This is a genomic window from Kitasatospora sp. NPDC093558, from assembly GCF_040683475.1.
Lineage (GTDB): Bacteria > Actinomycetota > Actinomycetes > Streptomycetales > Streptomycetaceae > Kitasatospora.
This window is the reverse complement of sequence record NZ_JBFBDY010000012.1, coordinates 10,492-31,378: the sequence shown is the minus strand read 5'-3', so window position 1 is coordinate 31,378 and position 20,887 is coordinate 10,492. Positions and strand designations below refer to the sequence as shown.

19 protein-coding genes and 1 tRNA gene are annotated in these 20,887 nt (G+C 71.3%); 14 read left to right on the top strand and 6 right to left on the bottom strand.

From position 1 onward, the window contains the following. A complete protein-coding gene (locus AB0O00_RS02965; RefSeq protein WP_363648321.1) occupies positions 1–1,272 on the bottom strand; it encodes a PTS transporter subunit EIIC in 1,272 nt (423 codons plus the stop codon). Between the two features lie 545 nt (positions 1,273–1,817). After that, a complete protein-coding gene (locus AB0O00_RS02960; protein WP_363648320.1) occupies positions 1,818–3,107 on the bottom strand; it encodes a PTS transporter subunit EIIC in 1,290 nt (429 codons plus the stop codon). A 417-nt stretch (positions 3,108–3,524) separates the two neighbouring features. Here AB0O00_RS02960 and AB0O00_RS02955 point away from each other — a divergent pair, with 417 nt between their 5' ends. The 4 genes from AB0O00_RS02955 (at position 3,525) to rdgB (ending at position 5,807) form a co-directional block, all read left to right on the top strand. Continuing rightward, entirely contained in the window at positions 3,525–3,758 is a 234-nt protein-coding gene (locus tag AB0O00_RS02955; RefSeq protein ID WP_030060521.1) for a PTS glucose/sucrose transporter subunit IIB, read from the top strand. Positions 3,759–3,888: 130 nt separating this feature from the next. Then, positions 3,889–4,614: a ribonuclease PH gene (gene rph / locus AB0O00_RS02950; RefSeq protein WP_363648319.1), complete on the top strand. Its 726-nt coding sequence runs from the start codon at positions 3,889–3,891 to the stop codon at positions 4,612–4,614. Between the two features lie 143 nt (positions 4,615–4,757). After that, complete coding sequence (locus tag AB0O00_RS02945) at positions 4,758–5,150, top strand: hypothetical protein (RefSeq protein ID WP_363648318.1); 393 nt, start codon at positions 4,758–4,760, stop codon at positions 5,148–5,150. 51 nt (positions 5,151–5,201) lie between these two features. Further along, positions 5,202–5,807, top strand: coding sequence for an RdgB/HAM1 family non-canonical purine NTP pyrophosphatase (gene rdgB, locus AB0O00_RS02940; RefSeq protein WP_363648317.1), 606 nt, complete (start codon positions 5,202–5,204; stop codon positions 5,805–5,807). Between the two features lie 66 nt (positions 5,808–5,873). Here the strand turns inward: rdgB and AB0O00_RS02935 are convergent. Continuing rightward, a tRNA-Leu gene (locus AB0O00_RS02935) sits at positions 5,874–5,948 on the bottom strand. Between the two features lie 65 nt (positions 5,949–6,013). Further along, entirely contained in the window at positions 6,014–6,874 is an 861-nt protein-coding gene (locus AB0O00_RS02930) for an HNH endonuclease (RefSeq protein ID WP_363648316.1), read from the bottom strand. Positions 6,875–7,095: 221 nt separating this feature from the next. Between AB0O00_RS02930 and AB0O00_RS02925 the strand changes: the two genes are divergently transcribed. Beyond that, positions 7,096–9,585 (top strand): glycosyl hydrolase family 18 protein, encoded by a 2,490-nt coding sequence (locus tag AB0O00_RS02925; RefSeq protein WP_363648315.1) that lies wholly within the window; start codon positions 7,096–7,098, stop codon positions 9,583–9,585. Positions 9,586–9,683: 98 nt separating this feature from the next. Here AB0O00_RS02925 and bcp read toward each other — a convergent pair whose 3' ends face one another. Further along, positions 9,684–10,157: a thioredoxin-dependent thiol peroxidase gene (bcp, locus tag AB0O00_RS02920; RefSeq protein WP_363648314.1), complete on the bottom strand. Its 474-nt coding sequence runs from the start codon at positions 10,155–10,157 to the stop codon at positions 9,684–9,686. 146 nt (positions 10,158–10,303) lie between these two features. Between bcp and AB0O00_RS02915 the strand changes: the two genes are divergently transcribed. The 4 genes from AB0O00_RS02915 to AB0O00_RS02900 all read left to right on the top strand — a co-directional run bounded on the left by AB0O00_RS02915 (position 10,304) and on the right by AB0O00_RS02900 (position 12,705). Beyond that, complete coding sequence (locus AB0O00_RS02915) at positions 10,304–10,645, top strand: DUF3618 domain-containing protein (protein WP_363648313.1); 342 nt, start codon at positions 10,304–10,306, stop codon at positions 10,643–10,645. Positions 10,646–10,843: 198 nt separating this feature from the next. After that, entirely contained in the window at positions 10,844–11,146 is a 303-nt protein-coding gene (locus AB0O00_RS02910) for a co-chaperone GroES (protein WP_329929219.1), read from the top strand. Continuing rightward, positions 11,143–11,469 carry a hypothetical protein gene (locus AB0O00_RS02905; RefSeq protein ID WP_363648312.1) on the top strand — a complete coding sequence of 109 codons (327 nt, stop codon included), beginning with the start codon at positions 11,143–11,145 and terminating at the stop codon, positions 11,467–11,469. Before AB0O00_RS02910 ends, AB0O00_RS02905 begins: the two co-directional genes overlap by 4 nt. Positions 11,470–11,526: 57 nt before the next feature. Further along, positions 11,527–12,705, top strand: a complete 1,179-nt coding sequence (locus tag AB0O00_RS02900; RefSeq protein WP_363648311.1) for a winged helix DNA-binding domain-containing protein — start codon at positions 11,527–11,529, stop codon at positions 12,703–12,705. Positions 12,706–12,784: 79 nt separating this feature from the next. Here the strand turns inward: AB0O00_RS02900 and AB0O00_RS02895 are convergent, their stop codons facing one another. Next, the gene (locus AB0O00_RS02895; RefSeq protein WP_363648310.1) at positions 12,785–15,163 is read right to left on the bottom strand and encodes a transglycosylase domain-containing protein; all 2,379 of its coding nucleotides are present in this window, start codon (positions 15,161–15,163) and stop codon (positions 12,785–12,787) included. 244 nt (positions 15,164–15,407) lie between these two features. On the opposite strand from AB0O00_RS02895, the gene AB0O00_RS02890 reads away from it, so the two are divergent. The 5 genes from AB0O00_RS02890 (at position 15,408) to AB0O00_RS02870 (ending at position 20,867) form a co-directional block, all read left to right on the top strand. Continuing rightward, entirely contained in the window at positions 15,408–16,220 is an 813-nt protein-coding gene (locus tag AB0O00_RS02890) for an ABC-2 family transporter protein (protein ID WP_363648309.1), read from the top strand. Further along, a complete protein-coding gene (locus AB0O00_RS02885; RefSeq protein ID WP_363648308.1) occupies positions 16,213–17,115 on the top strand; it encodes an ABC-2 family transporter protein in 903 nt (300 codons plus the stop codon). Before AB0O00_RS02890 ends, AB0O00_RS02885 begins: the two co-directional genes overlap by 8 nt. A gap of 27 nt (positions 17,116–17,142) precedes the next feature. Continuing rightward, positions 17,143–18,102: an ATP-binding cassette domain-containing protein gene (locus AB0O00_RS02880; protein WP_363648307.1), complete on the top strand. Its 960-nt coding sequence runs from the start codon at positions 17,143–17,145 to the stop codon at positions 18,100–18,102. A 219-nt stretch (positions 18,103–18,321) separates the two neighbouring features. After that, on the top strand, positions 18,322–19,551 hold the full coding sequence (locus AB0O00_RS02875; RefSeq protein WP_363648306.1) for a glycosyltransferase: 1,230 nt from the start codon (positions 18,322–18,324) through the stop codon (positions 19,549–19,551). A gap of 20 nt (positions 19,552–19,571) precedes the next feature. Then, entirely contained in the window at positions 19,572–20,867 is a 1,296-nt protein-coding gene (locus tag AB0O00_RS02870; RefSeq protein WP_363648335.1) for a nucleotide sugar dehydrogenase, read from the top strand. The last annotated feature ends 20 nt before the right edge of the window (positions 20,868–20,887 follow it).

The following is a 20,887-nucleotide window of genomic DNA, read 5'->3' as shown; positions in this document are numbered from 1 at the left end:
TCAGGCCTTGGTGACGTCCTCGATCTCGTCGTCGTCCTCGCGACCGGGGGTCTTGATGTTGAACTTGGTGATCGCGAAGCGGAAGAGGAAGTAGTACAGCGCGGCGAAGACCAGGCCGATCGGGATGATCATCCAGGGCTTGGTGGCCAGGTTCCAGTTGAGCAGGTAGTCGATCAGGCCGGCCGAGAAGCCGAAGCCGTCGTGCACGCCGAGGCCCCAGGTGACGGCCATCGCGAGACCGGTGAGCAGCGCGTGGATCAGGTAGAGCACCGGCGCGATGAACATGAACGAGAACTCGATCGGCTCGGTGACGCCGGTGACGAAGCTGGTCAGCGCGACCGAGACCATCATGCCGATGACGGCCTTGCGGCGCTCCGGACGGGCGGCGTGGGCGATCGCGAGGGCGGCGGCCGGGAGGCCGAACATCATGATCGGGAAGAAGCCGGACATGAACTGGCCGGCGGTCGGGTCGCCGTGGAAGAAGCGCGGGATGTCGCCGGTCCAGGTGTGGCCGGTGGCGTCGGTGAAGCTGCCGACCTGCTGCTGGAAGAAGGTGTTCAGGAACTGGTGCATGCCGACGGGGATCAGCGCGCGGTTGGCGACACCGTAGATGGCGGCGCCACCGGAGCCGAGTCCGGTCAGCCAGTCGCTCGCGTGGGTCAGGCCGGTGCCGATCGGCCCCCAGACGAGGCCCATGAAGACGCCGAGCAGGGTGCCGACGAAGGCCATGACGATCGGGACCAGGCGGCGGCCGTTGAAGAAGCCGAGCCAGTCGACGAGCTTGGTGCGGTGGTACTTCTGCCAGATCACGGCGCTCAGCAGGCCGACCACGATGCCGCCGAACACGCCCGGGTTCTGCGGCTTGCCGGCCGGCAGGGCGTCGGTGACGCTGCCGTCCACCGGGAACACGGTGAGCACGTTGTGGAAGACCAGGTAGCCGACGAGGGCGGCCAGCGCGGTGGAACCGTCCGCCTTCTTGGCGAAGCCGATGGCCACGCCGACGCAGAAGAGCAGCGGCAGGTTGGCGAACACGGCGTCACCGGCGGTGGCGAAGACCTGGGCGACCTTCCCCCAGCCGAGTCCGTCCTTGCCGAAGACGTCGTCCTGGCCGAGCCGGAGCAGGATGCCTGCGGCCGGGAGGACGGCGACCGGCAGCTGGAGGCTGCGGCCGATCTTCTGCAGACCCTGGAGGAGGTTCTGGCCGAACTTCTTGGCGGGGCTTGGCGTGGCCGGAGCCGTGGCGGGCGCCGGTGCCTGCGCAGACTGACTCATGGGGGTGGGTTCCTAACGGCATGGCGGGTCGGTCGGGGGGACGGTGCACAGGGGGGCCGAACCGCGAACTGGTCTACACCACGTGTGGTGTAGACCAGTTTTGTAGCACGGGTGGGGAAGTGGTGGAACCCCGGAAAGCGGTGCCGCCGGGAAGCGCTATGAAATCGAAACCTACTTTCGGAACGTCGATCATGATTACCCGCCGGAGGCGGGATTTTGGCTAATTGCGCAACAAAAAGCCCCGGCCCGGTCGGGACGGGGCCGGCGGCCGCTCCGGTGTCGGTTCGGTGCCGGACCGGTGGCGACCCGGAGCCGGAGAGTGAACGAACGGCCACCGGAGCTCCGTACGGGTGTGCTGCGACGTCCGTCACGCCGGTCGGGGGCGCAGGTGGCCGGCCCGTCCCGCCGGAACGTCCGGAGCGGGTATCGGAATTGTTTTGCCGTCCGGGTATTTGGTCCTTTCCCCGATATGCCGAAGGCCTCCGGACCGACGGGTCCGGAGGCCATTGCGGGTGATCCCGGGTGGTGTCCGGGGGCTGCCCGGTTCAGGCTTTCGTGACGTCCTCGACTTCGGCCTCGTCCTCGCGTCCCGGTGTTTTCAGGTCGAACCTGACGATGATGAAACGGAAGAGCGCGTAGTACACCGCGGCGAAACAGAGCCCGATGACGATGATCAGCCACGGTTTCCTGGCCAGCCCCCAGTTGATGACGTAGTCGATCAGGCCGGCCGAGAAGCTGAAGCCGTCGTGCACCCCGAGCCCCCAGGTGACGGCCATCGACGCGCCGGTCAGCAGCGCGTGCACGCCGTACAGGGCCGGGGCGATGTAGGCGAAGGAGTACTCGATCGGCTCGGTGACGCCGGTGACGAAGGAGGTCAGGCCCACCGAGAGCATCAGTCCGTAGATTTCCCTGCGCCGGTGCGGCTTGGCCGAGTGCGCGATCGCGAGCGCGGCGGCGGGCAGTGCGAACATCATGATCGGGAAGAAGCCGGACTGGAATTGCCCGGCCGTCGGGTCGCCGGCCAGGAAGCGCGGAATGTCGCCGTGCACGATCGTGCCGTCCGGCTTGGTGAACTCGCCGAACTGGAACCAGACGAAGGTGTTCAGCAGCTGGTGCATGCCGATCAGCAGCAGCGCGCGGTTGAACACGCCGAAGATGCCGGCACCGCCCGCGCCGAGGTCGGCCAGGTTCTGGCTGAAATCGTTGAGCCCACGGCCGATCGGCGGCCACACCCACAGCGCGAGGGCCGCGGTGAGCATGCCGACCAGCGCCGTGATCATCGGCACCAGGCGGCGGCCGTTGAAGAAGCCCAGCCAGTCGACCAGCTTCGTGCGGTGGAACCGGACCCAGAGCCAGGCCGACATCAGGCCGATCAGGATGCCGCCCAGTACCCCCGGGTTCTGGAACGTCGCCTTCGCCGCCTTCGCCGACCCGTAGTCCACGCACTGGTCGCTGACCAGCACCGTCGGCGGCTTGCAGTGCTCGGGGAAGGCCTGCAGCACCTTGTAGTAGACGAGGAAGCCCACCACCGCCGCGAGCGCCGTCGACCCGTCCGCCTTCTTCGCCATGCCGATCGCGACGCCGATGCAGAACAGCAGCGGCAGGCCGAGCGCGGAGTCCAGCAGCGCGCCGCCGGCCGCGGCGAACACCTTGGCGACGTCCGTCCAGCCGAGTCCGTCCTTGCCGAAGACGTCGGGCTGCCCGAGCCGGTTGAGGATGCCCGCCGCCGGGAGCACCGCCACCGGGAGCTGGAGGGAGCGGCCCATCTTCTGGAGGCCGCCGTAGAAGGTGTGCCACCACACGGTCTGCGGGGCCGTGGCGCCTGCCGAACTCATGCTTCGCCCTCCGGGAGCAGTTGCCGACCGCCGACCCCCGGCGGGAGCCTCGGGCGGGCCCTGGAACCCCCGGGGTCCTTCCTGCGTTCATCGGAGTACACATATAATTGGTGTAGACCACTTATTGGTGTAGACCACTGAAGGACGCAGGCCGCACGCCGGGACGGGAACCCCGCTGATCGTCATCCTCGGGCGGGCATCCGCGACGGTGCGCGCCGGACTGGGCCAAAAGTGGACTAACGTGGCAGACCGGACCGACCCGGGTGATGCTTGTCGCGCTGCCCAGCAGCACGACCACCGCTGAACCCGCGTCAGCCCCCGGCAGCGACCTCACCGGCCCCGGCCGGGTGGTACCAGCACAGCGCAGGACGGCGCCCGGCAGAGCAGCCGGCGGGCCGAGACAAAGGGAGAAATCAGATGGCCAGCAAGGCTGAGAAGATCGTCGCCGGTCTGGGCGGCATCGACAACATCGAAGAGGTCGAGGGCTGCATCACCCGCCTGCGCACCGAGGTCAAGGACGCCTCCCTGGTCGACGAGGCCGCCCTGAAGGCCGCCGGCGCCCACGGCGTCGTCAAGATGGGCACCGCGATCCAGGTCGTCATCGGCACCGACGCCGACCCGATCGCCGCCGACATCGAGGACATGATGTGAGCTGAGCCACCCAGGCTCACCATCGCCCGGCCCGCCCCTCGTCGCGAGTGCGGCGGGCCGACGCACAACCGGAACACCCCGCCCGAGACACAACCGGAACACCCCGCCCGAGCGACTACGCTCGGTGCCTATGTCACGCATCGACGGCCGCACCCCCGACCAGCTCCGCCCCATCACCATCGAACGGGGCTGGAGCAAGCACGCCGAAGGCTCCGTCCTCATCTCCTACGGCGACACCAAGGTGCTGTGCACCGCCAGCGTCACCGAAGGCGTCCCGCGCTGGCGCAAGGGCAGCGGCGAAGGCTGGGTCACCGCCGAGTACTCCATGCTCCCCCGCGCCACCAACACCCGCGGCGACCGCGAAGCCGTCAAGGGCCGCATCGGCGGCCGCACCCACGAGATCAGCCGCCTCATCGGCCGCTCCCTGCGCGCCGTCGTCGACCACCGCGCCCTCGCCGAGAACACCATCGTCCTCGACTGCGACGTCCTCCAGGCCGACGGCGGCACCCGCACCGCCGCCATCACCGGCGCCTACATCGCCCTCGCCGACGCCGTCGCCTGGGCCCGCGACCGCAAGCTCCTGCGCGCCAAGGGCCAGCCCATCACCGGCGGCGTCAGCGCCGTCAGCGTCGGCATCATCGACGGCACCCCCATGCTCGACCTCCAGTACGAGGAAGACGTCCGCGCCGAAACCGACATGAACATCGTCTGCACCTCCGACGGCCGCTTCGTCGAGGTCCAGGGCACCGCCGAAGGCGCCCCCTTCGACCGCGCCCTCCTCGACCGCCTCCTCGACCTCGGCACCCTCGGCTGCGCCGAACTCGACGAGATCCAGCGCAAGGCCCTGGAGGGCTGAGCCTGTTGGGGTGACGGCCCGCCTGTACACGCGCGGCCTCCAACCCGTACGGTTCCCGCAGCACCCCGTTGCGGGAACCGTGCCCCGGCCGCGGCACGTCCTCCCCTGCGGAACCCGCGCCCCCGCGCCCCCAGGAGGACCGGATGCCGTCCAGCATCGCCCGTCCCGCCGCCCTCGCCGTGGCAGGTCTGATCATCATCCTCCCGCTCAGCGTGGTCAGTTGCTCCGCCGCCCAGAAGGCCCTCGACTGCGGCACCACCGCCGCCCGCGTCACCACCGACATCGCCGACGTCACCAGCGCCTACGGCAGCACCAGCAACGACTCCGGCGCCGCCCAGACCAAGGCCCTCCAGAAGCTGCGCACCGACCTCGACCAACTCGGCAAGAACTCCAAGAACACCGACGTCGTCAAGGCCGTCAACGACCTGCGCACCCAGGCCGACAAGGTCCAGCAGGCCGCCGACCGCAAGGAGGCGCCCGACCTCAAGCCGCTCGCCGACGCGGCCGGCAACCTCACCTCCGTCTGCACCGGCTGACGGCCCGCCGGTGCCGGAGGGTGCCGGACGGTGCCCGATAGGGTGGGCGATATGTCCAAGCGATTGATCCTCGCCACCCGAAACCAGAACAAGGTCGCCGAACTCCGCGCCATCCTCGGCGAGGCCGGCCTGGACGTCGAACTCGTCGGCGCCGACGCCTACCCCGAGATCCCGGACGTCCCCGAGACCGGCGTCACCTTCGCCGAGAACGCCCTCCTCAAGGCCCACGCCCTCGCCCGCGCCACCGGCCTCCCGGCCGTCGCCGACGACTCCGGCCTGTGCGTCGATGTCCTGGGCGGCGCCCCCGGCATCTTCTCCGCCCGCTGGGCCGGCAAGCACGGCGACGACCGCGCCAACCTGGAACTGCTCCTCGCCCAGCTCTCCGACATCGACACCCCTCACCGCGGCGCCCACTTCGCCTGCGCCGCCGCCCTCGCCCTCCCCGACGGCACCGAACGCGTCGTCGAGGGCCGCCTCCTCGGCACCCTCCGCACCGCCCCCGCGGGCGACGGCGGCTTCGGCTACGACCCGATCCTCCAGCCCCTCGGCGAAACCCGCACCTGCGCGGAGCTGACGGCGGCGGAGAAGAACGCCATCAGCCACCGCGGCCACGCCTTCCGGGCGCTCGCCCCGGTGGTGAAGGACCTCCTCGGCTGAGCGGCCGTAGGAACGACTATGGCCCGTCGACCTTCGATTCGAAGGTCGACGGGCCATTTCACTCGGTACGCCCGGTGGGACTCGAACCCACGACAACATGCTCCTAAGGCATGCCCCTCTCGCCAACTGGGGTACGGGCGCACATCAGCACAAGCGTACCGGTTGGTGGCTCTGGTCGTGGTCGTTTTCCCGAGGTGGTCGCCGTGCTAGGCGGCGGCATCCGTCCTGGGCTCCGGGCGCCTCATGTTCCGGCCGCAGTAAGTCGGCGTGGTGGCGTGGCAGTTGGGGCAGAGGAGTCGGAGGTTCTCCCGCCGGTTGTCGAGCCAGTCGCCGTTGACGTGGTCGACCTCCAGGGTCATCGGACGTCCGAGCCAGGTCGGGGGAGTACCGCACAGTTCGCAGACGTCGGGGTGCCCGATGTGCACGAGCATGGCACGGAGTCGCTCGCCCGGGACGCGGTGGCTTCCCGGCGGGCGCAGCACCAGCAACTCGTCTGCCGTGCGCCGCGGCCCGGTCTTCTGCCCCTTGTTGTGCGCCTGCCCGGTGAAGTGGCTGGTGTCGAGCTGGTGGCGGTCGATGGCCTCCCGCACCAAGGTCCGCGAGTTGCCGCAGTCGATCATCCCGAGGGCCAGGATCACGGCGCGGTGGCTTCGGTGGGCGGCCACGGCCTGCGCCAACGCGTCCTTGGGGATGGCTTCCGCCCTGCTGCGGCCGTCGCCCCGGAAGGTGAAGTGGCTGGTGTCGATGCCGAATTCGGCGAGGCGCTTCTTCATGTACGAGTAGAGGCTGTCGTACGGCGTGACGCCGAGGTACGCCATCATCCCGTTGATGCTGTCGCTGTTCGCGGCGGCCTCGGCCAGGACCTCGCGCGGGTACCGGCGGCGCCCCTTGTCGGGTCGGCCTTCGTTGAAGTGCGAGGTGTCGATGCCGTAGTGCCGGAGCCGCCTGCTCAGGTGGCTGTGCGTGCCGCCCGCCATCGGCACGCCGAGCTTGCGCATCATCTCGTTCACGCTGCTCGACTCGGCGGCGAGCGAAGCGAGCAGCTCGCGGGTGTACTTGATCGTCATGGTGTTCCCCCTTCGGGCTGGTGTGCGCCCGTCCCCCGGGTATGCGAACGACCGAGTCGCCGGTTGGTTACGGTCTTTCGGGATGTTTGGGAGTTGTTTGCCAATTGGTACAGACCTATTGACCTCTCTGGTACAGACCACATAGCTTCGGCGCCAATTGGAATCCCCCACGTGCGTGCTCCCCCACAGGCACGCGCCGACACTCTCTCCTGGAGGACCGAGTGTTGATCCGTAACACGGCGGAGCGGCGTCCCACCGCCGGCGTCCGCCGCACGAGCGCCCGGGCCGGTTTTGCCTCGGTGGCTGCGGCCGGGCTGGCCGGGCTGGTGATGGCGACGCTGGGTGCGGCGCCCTCGCAGGCGTCGGCGGCCGTCGACAACTCCGCCTGTCGTCCCGACGGCATGTACCGGACGTCCGGGGTGGACGTCCCGTACTGCTCGGTCTACGACACCAGTGGCCGCGAGAAGATGGGCGCGGACCACCAGCGCCGCATCATCGGGTACTTCACGGGCTGGCGCACCGGCAAGAACGGCGATCAGCCGTACCTGGTGAGCGACGTCCCGTGGGACAAGGTCACCCACCTCAACTACGCCTTCGGGCACGTCGGCGGCGACAACAAGCTCTCCGTCGGCACGGACGGCCCGACCAACCCGGCCACCGGGATCGACTTCCCGGGCGTGCCGGCCGCGCAGCTGGACCCGACGCTGCCCTACAAGGGGCACTTCAACCTGCTGACGAAGTTCAAGAAGCAGTACCCGAACGTCAAGACCCTGATTTCGGTGGGCGGTTGGACCGAGACCGGCGGCTACTTCGACGACAGTGGCGCCCGGGTCAACACCGGCGGTTTCTACTCGCTGACGGTCAACCCGGACGGCAGCGTCAACCAGGCCGGCATCGACACCTTCGCCGCGTCCTCGGTCGACTTCATCCGCAAGTACGGCTTCAACGGCGTCGACATCGACTACGAGTACCCGACCTCGATGAAGGACGCCGGCAACCCGCTGGACTGGCAGCTCGCGAACGCCAAGCGCGGTTCGCTGGCCAAGGGTTACGCGGCGCTGATGAAGGCGCTGCGCGAGAACCTGGACCGCGCCGGCGCCGCCGACGGCAGGCACTACCTGCTCTCGGTCGCGGCCCCGTCGTCCGGCTACCTGCTGCGCGGCATGGAGACGTTCCAGGTGACGCAGTACCTGGACTACGTCAACATCATGTCGTACGACCTGCACGGCGCCTGGAACAAGTACGTCGGCCCGAACGCCTCGCTCTACGACGACGGCAAGGACGCCGAGCTGGCGGCGGCCAACGTCTACGGCACCTCGCAGTACGGCGGCATCGGCTACCTGAACGCGGACTGGGCGTACCACTACTTCCGCGGTGCGATGCCGGGCGGCCGGATCAACGTCGGCCTGCCGTACTACACGCGCGGGTTCAAGAACGTCTCCGGTGGCACGAACGGCCTCTGGGGCAGCGCCTCGGCGACGACCTGCCCGGTCGGATCGGGCCTGACCTCGTGCGGTGACGGCGCGGTCGGCATCGACAACATCTGGAACGACAAGGACGACGCGGGCAAGGAGTCCCCGGCCGGGTCGAACCCGATGTGGCACGCGAAGAACCTGGAGAAGGGCATCCTGCCCGACTACCTCGCGAAGTACGGCGTGACGGACACCGCGCTGCAGGGCACCTACGCCCGCAACTACAGCGACAGCCTGGTGGCGCCGTGGCTGTGGAACGACGCCAAGAAGGTGTTCCTCTCCACCGAGGACGAGCAGTCGGTGGGCGCGAAGGCGGACTACATCGTCAACCAGGGCGCCGGCGGCGCGATGATCTGGGAGCTCGCGGGCGACTACAAGTGGGACCCGGCGGCGAACGGCGGCAAGGGCGAGTACGTGCCCGGTTCGACGCTGACCTCGCTGATGTACGACAAGTTCAAGGCGGCGACGCCGTACGGCGCGACGCGTTCGACGGTCGCGCTGCCGCAGCAGACCCTGCCGGTCGACGTGTCGTTCACCAACTTCGCGCTGGGCGACTCGAACTACCCGATCAACCCGAAGATCCACATCCTCAACAACTCGACGGTGACCCTGCCGGGCGGCACGGAGTTCCAGTTCGACTACTCCAACTCGGCGCCGGGCAACGCCAAGGACCAGTCCGGCTTCGGCCTCCAGGTGATCCGGCAGGACAACCCGGGGCCGGGCAACGTCGGCGGCCTGAAGGGCACCTACAACCGGGTGTCGGTCAAGCTCCCCGGCTGGCAGTCGCTGGCGCCGGGCGCGTCGGTGGACCTGGACTTCGTCTACTACCTGCCGGTGTCGACTCCGTCGAACTGGACGGTCAACGTGGGCGGGACGCTGTACGGGATCACGGGTGACCTGACCCGGGGCGCGGTGGACGGGGCCGGCCAGATGCCGACTCCGACGCCGACCGCAACGGCTTCCCCGACCGCAACGGCCACGCCCACTGCCACGGCGACGCCGACCGCTACTGCGACGCCCACCGCCACGGCCACGCCGACGGCGACCGCGACGCCCACCGCCACCCCGACCTCGGCCGGCTGCACCGGCGCGCCGAGCTGGGACGCGGGCACCACCTACGCCTCGACCACCAAGGTGTCGTGGAAGGGCCACTACTACCAGAACAAGTGGTGGACCAAGGGTGACGACCCCACGGCGAGCGGCCAGTGGGGAGTCTGGAGCGACCTCGGCGCCTGCTGACGACAGCGGCCCGCCGGGGTGACGGACGGCGGTGGCGGTGCACCCGGTCGGGGGGTGTGCCGCCACCGCCTTTTGTGTGCCTGGCGCCTACTTCGTGCCTAGGCCTCGACCTTGAGGTCGCGCAGCAGCTTGGCGACGTGCCCGGTCGCCTTGACGTTGTAGAGGGCGTGCTCGACCTTGCCCTGCTCGTCGACGATGACGGTGGAGCGGATGACGCCGATGTAGGTGCGGCCGTAGTTCTGCTTCTCGCCGAAGGCGCCGTACGCCGTCAGCACCTCCTTGTCCGGGTCGGACAGCAGGGTGACCTTGAGGTCCTCCTTCTCGCGGAACTTGCCGAGCTTCTCCGGCTTGTCCGGCGAGATGCCGATGACGTCGTAGCCGGCGCCCGCGAAGGCCTCCAGGTTGTCGGTGAAGTCGCAGGCCTGCTTGGTGCAGCCGGGGGTGAGGGCGGCCGGGTAGAAGTAGACGATCACCTTGCGGCCGAGGTGGTCGGCCAGCGAGACCTGCCTGCCGTCGGCGTCGGGAAGGGTGAAGGCGGGGGCCTTGTCGCCGGGCTGGAGACGCTCACTCACGGTCGGACTCTCCTGTTGCGTGGACGGGGTCGTACCACGGCAAACTTACCTCCGATGGTGGGTGGGGCCGCGCGGCGCTGCCCGGCAGCTGACAGACTGGGTCAGTCGCACAGGACAACATCAGTGAAGTGAATGGGGTGGCCCGAGTGGGCGAGGCGAGCACGCAGGACAAGTCGGCGAGGACGACCGCCCAGATCGAGGCGGACATCGCCCGGACCCGCACCAAGCTGGCGGAGACCCTCGACGAGCTCGCCATGCGCGTCCACCCGACGACGATCGGTGCCCAGGTGAAGGCGAAGGCCGTCGCCGCGGTCGAGGAGAAGACGGCCCGCGCGTACGTGGCGGCCAACGGCGCGGTGGAGAAGCTGAAGGCCCAGTTCGTGGACGAGAAGGGGCAGCCGCGCAAGGAGCGGATCGTTCCGGTCGCGCTGGTCGGCGTGGGCGTGGTGCTGCTGCTGGCCTCGACGCGGAAGCGCCGCAAGGACTGAACGGGTTTCGTTGACGGGCCGGGCGCGGCTGAGCGCCCGGCCTTCCGCATGCCCGGCCTTCCGCATGCCGGGCCAGCGTCACGCCGCCCGCCCGGGAGCGGTACCTTCGGGATCGTGAGTACGAACGACGAACCGAGCGCCAAGACCGCCCCCGACGCCCCCCGGCACGACCGCCTCGGCGAGAAGCTCCCGATCAGGATGCTGCACGACCGCGTCCTGGTGAAGCTGGACAGCGGCGAGGGCGAGCGCCACTCCACCGGCGGGATCATCATCCCGGCCACCGCGGAGCTGTCGAAGCGGTGCGCCTGGGCCGAGGCCGTCGCGGTGGGTCAGAGCGTGCGCGCGGTGGAGCCGGGCGACCGCGTCCTGTACGACCCGGAGGACAAGCTGGAGGTGGAGGTCCGCGGCGCGACCTACGTGCTGCTGCGCGAGCGCGACCTGCACGCCGTCGCGGCGATGCGCTTCGGCGACACCGAGGGTTCGACCGGGCTCTACCTGTGACGCCACCGGCCGTGGTGCGCCTGCGCTTCTTCTTCGAGGCCGGCGTCCACGTGCCGCTGTGGCCCGACGACGTCGACAGCCCGTACGGGTACCCGGTCGAGCTCGACCGTCTGCCGATTGGCGCGGCGCTCGCGGCGGAGCTGGGCGAGCTGTCCGACTGGTACCAGTCCTCGATCGACTGGGACTACCCGCCGGACCCGTCCCCGTGGTCGGAGGAGGAGAAGGCGCGGTTCAACACCCGCGCCCGGGCGGCCCTGGACGCGCTGCGCCGGGAACTCGGTGCGGGCTGGGAGGTCGAGGACGGCTTCCGGCCGGTGGTCTGACCTGGGGCGTGTCGTGTTCCGCCGGGGGTTGTCAGTGCGGGGCGGTACGGTCCGGGCATGACGACGCGTGTGCCGGTGATCGGGGACGACGAGCGGCGGGCCCGGGTGGGGTGGCGGCATCTGCTGGCACCCTCCGCCCGTGTGGCGTGGGTGGAGGAGGCGGCCGACGCGGTCGTCGGGCTGCACGCGACGGACGCGGCGACGGTGTACCTGTCGGCGTGCGCGCGGTTGCGGGAGCCGTCGGCGGCCGAGGTGGAGCGGGCGCTCTACGAGGACGTCTCGCTGGTGAGGCTGCTGTCGATGCGGCGGACGATATTCGCCGTGACGGAGGAGTTCGCGCCGTACGTGAGCTCGTCGACGGCGCGGGCGATCGCCGTCAAGGAGCGGGCGACGCTGCTGAAGCACCTGCGGGACCACGCCGAGGGCTGGGACGAGGTGCGCCTGGCGGCGGCGGAGCGCGCGGTGCTGGCCGCGCTGGCCCGCCGCGGTGAGGCGACGACGCGGCAACTCGGCGAGGACGTGCCGGAGTTGCGCGAGCAGATGCTGATGTCGGCGGGCAAGCCGTACGAGGCCAAGCAGAGCGTCGGCAGCCGGCTGCTGCGGCTGCTGGCTGCGGACGGGCATGTGCGGCGCGGCCGTCCGCGCGGGTCGTGGCTGAGCAGCAGCTACCCGTGGGCGCCGGTGCCGCAGTGGCCGGACGTGCCGGTGCGGGAGGCGAAGGCGGAGGTGGCGCGCCGCTGGCTGGCCGCGTACGGGCCGGCGACGGTCGAGGACGTGAAGTGGTGGACGGGCTGGACGCTCGGGGACACCCGCAGGGCGCTGGCGGACGTCGGCGCCGAGGCGGTGGAGCTGTCCGGCGGGGTGCCCGCGCTGGTCCTGCCGGGGGACGCGGAGCCGGTGGGCGGGCCGGAGCCGTGGGCGGCGCTGCTGCCGGGGCTGGATCCGACGGTGATGGGCTGGCGCGGGCGGGACTGGTACCTGGGGCCGGAGGACGTTCCGGCGCTGTTCGACCGGGCGGGCAACGCCGGTCCGACGGTGTGGTGGTGCGGGCGGGTGGTCGGCGGCTGGGCGCAGCGTGCCGACGGTGAGGTGGTGTGGCGGTTGTTCGGGGACGTCGGGGCGGAGGCGGAGGCGGCGATCGCGGGGGAGGCGGCGCGGTTGGCGGGTTGGCTGGGGGAGGTGCGGGTGACGCCGCGGTTCCGGACGCCGCTGGAGCGGGAGTTGGTCGCGAAGTAAGGCGCTGGTAGGGGCGTCGAGGGGGCGCGCGCTGATCGGTACGCGCCCCTGCCGGGTCCTGCCCCTCCTACTGCCCGTCCTACTGTGCCGCCGGTTGCGTTGCCGCCGCCGTGGCCGGTGCGGTGGCGGACGGCGGGGGCGTGGGCTTCGGCTGGTGCGTCTGGCTGGGCCGGGGCGTGGCGGTCGGCTGGTCCTGGGTGGGCGTCGGGGCGGGCGCCTGCGGGCTGGCGGGGGCGGGGCCCGGTGTGGGCTCGCCGCCGGTGCCGTTGCCGGGGCCGCCGGGGCCGGCGCCGTTGCCGGGGTCGGTGGGCCTGGTCGGGGCGGTGGTGGCGGTCGGCGCGGGTGCGGTGCCGGGGGGTGTGACGCCGGGGGTGGGAGCGGTGCTCGCGCTGGGGGTGGTACTGGCGGAGGCGCTGCTGGTGGGCCAGTTGAACTGGGGGCCGCCGTTGCCGCGTCCGGTCTGGAGGTCGAAGTGCTTGATCTCCGTGCCGTCGAGGGCGTCGGTCATGTAGGCGGTCCAGATCTTGGTGGGGAAGGCGCCGCCGTTGATGCGGGTGAGGCCGGCGGTGCCGGCCAGCGGCTCCTTGGCGTGGGTCTTCGGGTTCTCCCGGAACAGGCCGACGGTGGTGGTGAGTTGGGGGGTGAATCCGGCGAACCAGGCGGAGAGGTTGGAGTCGGTGGTGCCGGTCTTGCCGGCGGTGGGGCGGCCGAGGTCGAGGGCGGCGGCGCCGGTGCCGCGGGGGCTGACGACGTCGCGCAGGACGTCGGTGACGGTGTCGGCGACTTCCCGGTCGAGGGCGTCGGTGGCGGCGTGGTCCGGCATCTTGGGCACGTCGATGGACCCGGAGCCGGTGTTGAGGCGTTCGAGCTTGAGCACGGACCACGGGGTGTGCGCCTGGCCGTGGTTGGCGAGGGCGGCGTAGACGCCGGCCAGGTCGAGGGCGCTGGGGGTGGCGGTGCCGAGGGTCATGGAGGTGTTGGCCGGGTCCATGCCGGGGACGTTGTCGGGGATGCCGAGCTTGACGGCGGTGTCGCGGACGCGGGCGAGTCCGGCGTCGACGCCCTCCTGCGCGTACACGGAGTTGACGGACTTCACCATGGCGTAGCGCAGCGTGATGTTGCCGTAGTCGATGTCGTCCTCGTTGGGCGGCGCGTAGGGGGTGGGGCCGCCGGTGACGTGGCGTTCGCTGGTGCCGTCGTAGCGCGTCTCGGGGGTGATCGGGTGGCCGTCGGGGGCGTGCTGGGCGAGGAGGCCGGCGGCGAGGTCGATGGGCTTGAAGGTGGAGCCGATCTGGTTGTCCTGGCGCAGCGCGTCGTTGTAGGGCTGCTTGGCGTAGTCGGGTCCGCCGTAGACGGCGACGACGCGGCCGGTGGCGGGTTCGACAGAGGCGCCGGCGACGCGGACGTCGGTGTCGGTGGTGGGCCGGGCCTTGGGGTCGAGTTCGTCGGTGAGTTCCTGCTGGACGGCCTTGCTGAAGGCGTCCTGTTTGGGCTTGTCGAAGGTGGTGGTGATGCGCCAGCCGCCGGCCTTGAGGGTGGCGGCGTCGATGATGCCGGCGGAGGTGAGGTAGTCGTCGGCGACGCCGACGAGGTAGCCGGCCTGTCCGGAGAGGCCGGTGGTGGGCTGGGGGTCGATGGGTTCGGGGAAGGTCTCGGCGGCGCGGTCGGCGGCGTTGAGGAAGCCGAGTTGGACCATGCCGTCGAGGGTGTAGTTCCAGCGGGCGATGGCCTTGTCGCGGTTGGCGGGCTTGGCGGTCTTGACGTCGTAGGAGCTGGGGGCCTGGAGGAGGGCGGCGAGGTAGGCGCCCTGGGCGATGCTGAGTTCGGAGACGTCGACGCCGTAGTAGGCGTGGGCGGCGCTCTGGATGCCGTAGGCGCCGCGGCCGAAGTAGCTGCTGTTGAGGTAGCCGGCGAGGATCTCGTTCTTGTCGCGCTGCTGGTCGACCTTGAGGGCGATGAACAGTTCGCGGCCCTTGCGGGCGATGGTCTGGTCCTGGGTCAGGTAGTAGTTCTTGACGTACTGCTGGGTGATGGTGGAGCCGCCCTGCATGCCCTTGCCGATGAGGGTGTTCCAGCCGGCGCGGAGCATGCCCTTCAGGTCGATGCCGCGGTTCTGGTAAAAGGTGCGGTCCTCGGCGGAGACGACGGCGTGCTGGGTGTCGAGGGGGATCTTGTCGATGGTGACGTCGGTGCGGTTGACGGCGCCGGTGCGGGCGATCTCGGTGGTGCCGTCGGAGTAGAGGTAGATGTTGTTCTGGGCGACGGCGTGGGCGTTGGGGTCGGGCACCGGGACGATGACGTAGAGCACGGCGAAGCCGGCGACGGCGATCATCAGCAGGGTGACGATGGTGCCGAGGACGACTCGCCAGGTGGGCAGGAGTCGGCGCCAGAGCGGGAGGGCGCGGCGGGCCTGGCGTCGCATGGCCCGTTTGGCCTGGCGGCGGGTGCTCACGGTCATGCCGAGATTATGTGCTATTTGACTGGCGCTCAGGTGCCGTCGACTCCTGAGGGGCCGGTGAAAACCCGGTGCGGGGGCCAGGGCCCGGCGGTACGGTGAAAGGTGCAAACCACATAGCGCACCCGGTTCTGGCAGCTCCGCCCGATCGGCCCGGTACCCCCGGGTCCGGCAGGTCGGAGCCACTGGGGCGTGCGCGGACGCCTGCGGGCCGCCCTGTGCCCGTATTTGTCGACAAGGAGACAATATGCCGAATGCGCCCGGGCTCTACGCCGCCATCGCGCGCGGCGCCTTCCGCCGCTACTCCACCTACCGGGCCGCCACCCTGGCCGGCACCTTCACCAACACCGTCTTCGGCATCATCCTGGCCTCCTCCTTCCTCGCCCTGTGGCAGGCCCGCCCCAACCTCGGGGGCTACGACCAGAGCCAGGCCGTCACCTACATCTGGGTGAGCCAGTCCCTCCTGGTCACCGTCGCCGTGTGGGGCGGCGGCTTCCAGGACGACGTCCAGGACCGCTTCCGCAGCGGGGACATCGCCATCGACCTCTACCGCCCGGTCGACTTCCAGGGCTGGTGGCTGGCCACCGACCTCGGCCGGGCCGCCTTCCAACTGCTCGTCCGCGGCACCGTGCCCCTGCTGCTCGGCGCGCTGGTGTTCCGGATCCGGCTGCCCGAAAACCCGCTGACCTGGGTGGTCTTCCTGTTCGCCGTGCTGCTCGCGGTCGTCGTCAGCTTCGGGCTGCGCTTCCTCGTCTCGATCACCGGCTTCTGGCTGCACGACTCGGAGGGGGTGCGCTCGGTGATGCTCGTCGTCTCGATGTTCTTCTCCGGGATGCTGCTGCCGATCGCCCTGTTCCCCGGCCCGCTCGGCACGCTCGCGCACGTCCTGCCGTGGGCGGCGCTGATCCAGGCGCCGACCGACGTCTTCCTGGAGCGCCGCACCGGCGCCGCCCTGCTCGGTCCGCTCGGCTTCCAGCTCGCCTGGGCCGTCGCGCTGCTCGCCGCCGGCCGCGGGGCCCAGCTGCTGGCGACCCGCCGGGTGGTGGTCCAGGGTGGCTGAGACCCTCGCCGATCTCGCCGAACCCGGCACCGAACCCGTCACCGAGCCCGGCACCGAACTCCTGGCCGTCCGCACCGGCTTGATCGCCCGCACCACCTGGGCCGTCCGCTCCTGGTGGATGTGCGCCTCGATGTGGATGCGCTCGATGATGGCCTACCGGGCGTCGTTCGCGCTGACCCTCGGCGCGAGCCTGGTCACGCACTCGCTCGACTTCGTCGTCCTGGTGCTGATGTTCCGGCACACCGACCGGCTCGGCGGCTGGACCCTGCCCGAACTCGCCTTCCTCTACGCCACCGCGACCTTCTCGCTCGGCATCGCCAACCTGCTGGTCGGCTCGGTCGACGGCCTCGGCCAGCGGATCGTCAACGGCACGCTGGACACCATGCTGATCCGGCCCGCGCCGGCCCTCGCCCAGCTGTGCGCCGAGCGCTTCTCGCTGCGCCGCCTCGGCCGCCCGGTCCAGGCCCTCGGGGTGCTGGTCTGGTCGCTGGCGGAGCTGGACGTGACGTGGACCTGGGACCGCGTGCTCCTGGTGCCCGTCCTGCTGGTGTGCGGCTGCGTCATCTTCGGCGCGATCTGGATCGGCACCGCGACCGTCCAGTTCTGGTGGGGCGAGGCCAAGGAGATCCAGAACTCCGTCACCTACGGCGGCGCCACGCTGCTCCACTACCCGCCGACGATCTTCGCGAAGGAGCTGGTCGCGGGCGTCGTCTTCGGCGTCCCGCTGGCCTTCGTCAACTGGCTGCCCACGCTGCGCATCCTCGGCCGCCCCGACCCGCTGGGCCTGCCCACCGCGTTCCAGTACGCCTCCCCGGTGGCCGCCGCGCTCTGCGTCGCCGCCGCCGGCCTCGCCTGGCGCGCCGGGCTGCGGGCGTACCGCGGCACCGGCAGCTGAACCCGTCCACTCCGGAAGGAACTTCCCATGGCACTGATCGAACTCGAAGACGTCCGCCGCACCTTCACCGTCCGCGCCCGCACCGGCCGGTTCAGCCGCGTGAAGCGCGAGGTGCGCGCGGTGGACGGGCTCGGCTTCACCGTCGAGGCCGGCGAGTGCGTCGGCTACATCGGCCCGAACGGCGCCGGCAAGTCGACCACCATCAAGATGCTCACCGGCATCCTCGTCCCCAGCAGCGGCCGGCTGCGCGTCGCCGGGGTCGACCCGGCCCGCGAACGCGTCGCGCTGGCCCGCCGGATCGGCGTGGTCTTCGGCCAGCGCACCACGCTCTGGTGGGACCTCCCGCTGCGCGACTCCTTCGAACTCGCCCGCCGGATCTACCGGATCCCCGATCCGAGGTACCGCGAGAACCTCGCCCGCTGCGTCGAACTCCTCGACCTGGCCGGCCTGCTGGACACCCCGGTGCGCCAGCTCTCGCTCGGCCAGCGGATGCGCGGCGACCTCGCGGCGGCGCTCCTGCACGACCCGCAGGTGCTGTACCTGGACGAGCCGACGATCGGCCTGGACGTGGTCAGCAAGAGCAAGGTGCGCGAGTTCCTCCGCGAGGTGAACCGCGAGCGCGGCACGACGGTGCTGCTCACCACCCACGACCTGACCGACATCGAGCAGCTCTGCGACCGCGTGATGGTCATCGACCACGGCCGGGTCGTCTACGACGGCGGGCTGGCCGGCCTGCACGAGGCGGGGGAGAGCGAGCGGACGCTGGTCGTCGACCTCGCCGAGGCGCACCCGCCGATCGAGGTGCCCGGCACGCGGGTGGTGAAGGTCGAGGGCCCGCGGCAGTGGCTGGCCTTCCCGGCGAAGGAGAGCGCCGCGCCGCTCGTCGCGGCGGTAGCGGCGCGCTACCCGCTGGTGGACCTGTCGGTGCGCGAGCCGGCGATCGAGGACGTGATCGCCCGGATGTACGCGGAGGCCGCGATCGGCTGAGAGCCGGGCTGAGCTCGCGATCGGCCGAGGTCCCGATCGGCTGAGCTTGTCATCGGCCGAGAACGGCAGGGTGAGCGCCGGGCCATCCGGTTGACCGCCGTCGCCCGTCCGGGGAGTGCCGTGACTCCCCGGCGGGTGCGCGGGTTGAGCCTGCGTCGACGGGCGCACCGCACACCGCACCGCGCACCGAGCCGAACACCCGAGGGGCAGCACGACTCGATGACCGGACCCGACGTGACCGTGGTGGTCGCGGTCTACAACACCATGCCCTACCTCACCGCCTGCCTGGACTCCCTGGTCGCCCAGACCCTCGCCCCCGGCCGGTTCGAGGTCGTGGTCGTCGACGACGGCTCCACGGACGGCGGCGAGGCCGTCGTGGACGAGTACGCGGCCCGCCACCCCGGCCTGTTCCGGGTGGTGCACCAGCTCAACTCCGGCGGCCCGGCCGCCCCCACCAACCGCGCCCTCGCGCTGGCCCGCGGCCGCTACGTGCTGTTCCTCGGCGCGGACGACTGGCTCGGTGCCGAGGCGCTGGAGCGGCTGGTGGCGGCGGCCGACGCGTGGGAGTCGGACGTCGTCGTGCCCAAGCAGATCGGGGTGAACGGCCGGCTGGTGCCGCAGGGGATCTTCCACGCCAACGCCGAGTGCGTCGGCTTCGGCGACTCGGCGCTCGCCTGGGCGCTGGCCGACACCAAGCTGTTCCGCCTCGACCTCATCCGGCGGCACGGGCTCTGCCGCAACGAGGGGCTGAAGGTCTTCTCCGACCAGCCGTTCACCCTGGAGGCCTGCCTGCGCGCCGGGCGCGTCTCCGTCCTCGCCGACTACGACTGCTACTTCCTCGTCCTGCGCGAGGACCGCGGCAACGTCACCGAGCGCGCCTGCGTCCTGGACCGGCTGCGCGGGATCGCCGCGCTCCAGCAGGTCGCCGCCGACCTCGCCGAACCGGGGGAGGAGCTCGACGCGATCCGCGCCCGCAGCTTCTCGTGGGACGTGCCGCGCCTGCTCCGGGACGGCTTCCTGCTCCTCGACGACGACGTGCAGTACCGCGTCTGCGCCGAGGTCGGCCGGCTGGTCGACTGCTTCGGCGCCCGCGAGGTCTTCCACCGGCTGTCCGTCCCCGACCGGCTGCGCCTCGAACTCGCCGCCGCCGGACGGCCGGAGGCCCTGCGCGACCTGATCCGGTACGAGGCGGCGCACGGCGAACCGCCGGTCGTCGTCGAGGGCCGCCGCCACTACGCCGGTTACCCGGCCTTCCGGGACGGCGAACTCGGGCTGCCCGACGAGCTGTTCCTCCTGCGGGAGGCGGACCCGGCGGCCGACTCGCCGCCGCCGCTCAACCTCGCCCAGCAGCTGTGGCGCGGCATCGTCCCCGAACACCTGCGCCGCGGCCTGCGGCGCCACCCGGCGTGGCGCCGGCTGGCCAACTCGGTGAACGGAGGACGGGGATGAGCGGGAGCGGGCCGGGCGGGCTGGAGATCTGCGTGGTCGGCCTGGGCAAGCTCGGCCTGCCGCTGGCCGTGCAGTTCGCGCTCAAGGGCCACCGGGTGACGGGCGCCGACATCGCGCCCCGGGTGGTCCGGTCCGTCAACCAGGGAGTGCCGCCGTTCCCCCGTGAGGAGGGTTTGGACCTGTCGCTGAAACGGGTCGTCGCCGACGGGTTGTTGACCGCGACGACCGACACCACCACCGCCGTCGCCGGGGCGGAGGCCGTCGTCCTGGTGGTCCCCCTCGTCACCGCGGCCGACGGCACGCCGGACTTCGCCCTGCTCGACGCCGCCACCGACGCCGTCGCCGCCGGGCTGCGCCGGGGCATGCTCGTCAGCTACGAGACCACCCTGCCGGTCGGCGTCACCCGCGGCCGCTGGGCGCCGCGGCTGGCGGCCGGCTCCGGGCTGGCCGCCGGGGCGGACTTCGCGCTGGTCTTCAGCCCGGAGCGGGTCCGCACCGGCCGGGTCTTCGCCGACCTGCGGCGCTACCCCAAGCTCGTCGGCGGCGTCGACGCGGCGTCCACCCGGCGCGGCGCCGAGTTCTACCGCGCCGTGCTGGACTTCGACCCGCGCCCCGGCCTGCCCCGGCCCAACGGCGTCTGGGAGCTGGCCTCGGCGGAGGCCGCCGAGTTCGCCAAGCTCGCCGAGACGACGTACCGGGACGTCAACATCGCGCTGGCCAACCAGTTCGCGCGGTACGCGGACCGGATCGGCGTCGACTTCGCGGCCGTCGCCGACGCGTGCAACTCGCAGCCGTACAGCCACCTGCACCGGCCGGGCATCGCGGTCGGCGGGCACTGCATCCCGGTCTACCCGCGGCTGTACCTGTGGAACGACCCGACGGCGACGGTCGTCCGGGCCGCCCGCGAGGCCAACCTGGAGATGCCCGGGTACGCGGTCGGCCTGCTGGAGGGCGCACTCGCGGGCGGCGTGGCCGGGCAGGGCGTGCTGGTGCTGGGCGCGTCGTACCGGGGCGGCGTCAAGGAGACGGCGTACTCGGGGGTGTTCCCGCTGGTCGAGGCGCTGACGGCGGCGGGCGCGCGGCCGTACGTCACCGATCCGCTGTACGGCGAGGACGAACTGACGGCGCTCGGACTGCCCCCGCACGCCGGGGAGCCGGTGGTGGCGGCGGTGCTGCAGGCGGACCACCCGGAGTACCGCGAGCTCGGGCCGGAGGACCTGCCGGGCGTGCGGGTGCTGCTGGACGGGCGGCGGTGCACGGACCCGGCACGGTGGGTGGCGCCGGGGGTGCGGCGGATCGTGCTGGGCGGGGCGTGAGCCTGCCGGGCGGGGTGCGG

Coding starts and splice junctions, on each gene's coding strand:
- AB0O00_RS02965 (WP_363648321.1), bottom strand. CDS start 1,272: ATGAGTCAGTCTGCGCAGGCACCGGCGCCCGCCACGGCTCCGGCCACG.
- AB0O00_RS02960 (WP_363648320.1), bottom strand. CDS start 3,107: ATGAGTTCGGCAGGCGCCACGGCCCCGCAGACCGTGTGGTGGCACACC.
- AB0O00_RS02955 (WP_030060521.1), top strand. CDS start 3,525: ATGGCCAGCAAGGCTGAGAAGATCGTCGCCGGTCTGGGCGGCATCGAC.
- rph (WP_363648319.1), top strand. CDS start 3,889: ATGTCACGCATCGACGGCCGCACCCCCGACCAGCTCCGCCCCATCACC.
- AB0O00_RS02945 (WP_363648318.1), top strand. CDS start 4,758: ATGCCGTCCAGCATCGCCCGTCCCGCCGCCCTCGCCGTGGCAGGTCTG.
- rdgB (WP_363648317.1), top strand. CDS start 5,202: ATGTCCAAGCGATTGATCCTCGCCACCCGAAACCAGAACAAGGTCGCC.
- AB0O00_RS02930 (WP_363648316.1), bottom strand. CDS start 6,874: ATGACGATCAAGTACACCCGCGAGCTGCTCGCTTCGCTCGCCGCCGAG.
- AB0O00_RS02910 (WP_329929219.1), top strand. CDS start 10,844: ATGCTGCACGACCGCGTCCTGGTGAAGCTGGACAGCGGCGAGGGCGAG.
- AB0O00_RS02900 (WP_363648311.1), top strand. CDS start 11,527: ATGACGACGCGTGTGCCGGTGATCGGGGACGACGAGCGGCGGGCCCGG.
- AB0O00_RS02895 (WP_363648310.1), bottom strand. CDS start 15,163: ATGACCGTGAGCACCCGCCGCCAGGCCAAACGGGCCATGCGACGCCAG.
- AB0O00_RS02890 (WP_363648309.1), top strand. CDS start 15,408: ATGCCGAATGCGCCCGGGCTCTACGCCGCCATCGCGCGCGGCGCCTTC.
- AB0O00_RS02880 (WP_363648307.1), top strand. CDS start 17,143: ATGGCACTGATCGAACTCGAAGACGTCCGCCGCACCTTCACCGTCCGC.
- AB0O00_RS02875 (WP_363648306.1), top strand. CDS start 18,322: ATGACCGGACCCGACGTGACCGTGGTGGTCGCGGTCTACAACACCATG.